Origin of the sequence: Vibrio sp. Vb1026 (genome assembly GCF_033338745.1) — a bacterium.
In the GTDB taxonomy this organism is placed as follows: Bacteria; Pseudomonadota; Gammaproteobacteria; order Enterobacterales; family Vibrionaceae; genus Vibrio; species Vibrio alginolyticus.
Map to the genome: position 1 here is coordinate 1 of NZ_JAWOTH010000128.1, position 1235 is coordinate 1235.

General features: G+C 43.6%; 1 protein-coding gene and 1 pseudogene. One reads left to right on the top strand and one right to left on the bottom strand.

Features of this window, described 5'->3' with window-relative positions:
* A partial coding sequence (locus R7E47_RS24690) for an OmpA family protein (protein ID WP_318085389.1) occupies nt 1-615 on the top strand: 615 nt, incomplete at its 5' end.
* A gap of 65 nt (nt 616-680) precedes the next feature.
* Here R7E47_RS24690 and R7E47_RS24695 read toward each other — a convergent pair.
* Nucleotides 681-1235: pseudogene (locus tag R7E47_RS24695) on the bottom strand (hypothetical protein); the annotation flags it as partial.

The window sequence follows — 1235 nt, forward strand, 5'->3', positions numbered from 1 at the left end:
AAAAACATAACTATTATTGCACTGTCATTAGTTGTTGCTGCATGTAGCTCTTCGAGTGATCGAGGCGACGAATACGATTACATCGACACTCCTATTGCAGATCAATGGGCCGACCACCAAGATGACGACAGCGACGGCGTCATTAACCAGCGCGATTTATGTCCAGGCACACCATTAGGTGCAGAAATTGATAATGATGGCTGCGGATCTTACGCAAACTCATCACAACAAATGCAAATTCGAGTGTTATTTGCGAATGATTCAGACGAAATCAACCCGGTTTTCGCGAAGCAGATTCGAGAACTCTCAGATTTCTTGAAAGAATACCCAAGCACATCCATTGAGTTGCAAGGTTACGCGAGCCGCACAGGAGGGTCTGAGCACAATTTAGATCTCTCCAAACGCCGAGCAGAGAACGTAAGAAAGGCGCTGCTTCAAAACGGTATTACTCCTGATCGAGTTACTATTGTTGGCTACGGCGATACGGTTTTAGCAACAACCGGAACAGACGAAGTAAGCCATGCTTTGAACCGACGTGTGACCGCAACAGTAGTAGGACATAAAGGTGAAGTGAAAAAAGAATGGACCATTTTCACCACACTTCCAAAAAGCTAACTATTCAAGAACATCAAAAAAGGTCTAGCAATTGCTAGACCTTTTTATTAGAGGCTGATTTGTCACTACATGTCTTTGTATTGAGAATCGAGACTTGCAATCAAATGCTGTGTGATATCATCCACGCTTGCGCTATTGAAGTGGATATCTAATGTTGAGCTACCTTTAGTAATACTCAAATTCGTATCTGCGCTACCATCTTGACTTACTTCAACATGATAGCCGCCAGCGTCTCCTGTATGACTACCTGATTGTAAATCACTTAACAGATCGCCTACTTCATCTTTCGATAAATCATCAAACAGATCGGAGAAGTCTAGAGAGTCTTCACTGCTAGAAAAATCTGTTACAGTGTCGCGTTCGTTGGCCACATCGATCCATTTGAAGATGTCCTCACCATCACCGCCAGTCAGAATGTCGCTGCCTAAACCACCAATCAAAATGTCATTATCTGCGCCACCGAACAGCTTGTCGTTTCCACCTTGCCCAAACAAGATGTCATTTCCTGCACCACCATAAATGGTGTCCGCTTGGTCATAATAACGAGATTGCTCAAACTCAGCTTGGTTTTCAGTAATGTAGTGATGAACTTCCTCCTTCGTTACCAGAGCAACATCTTT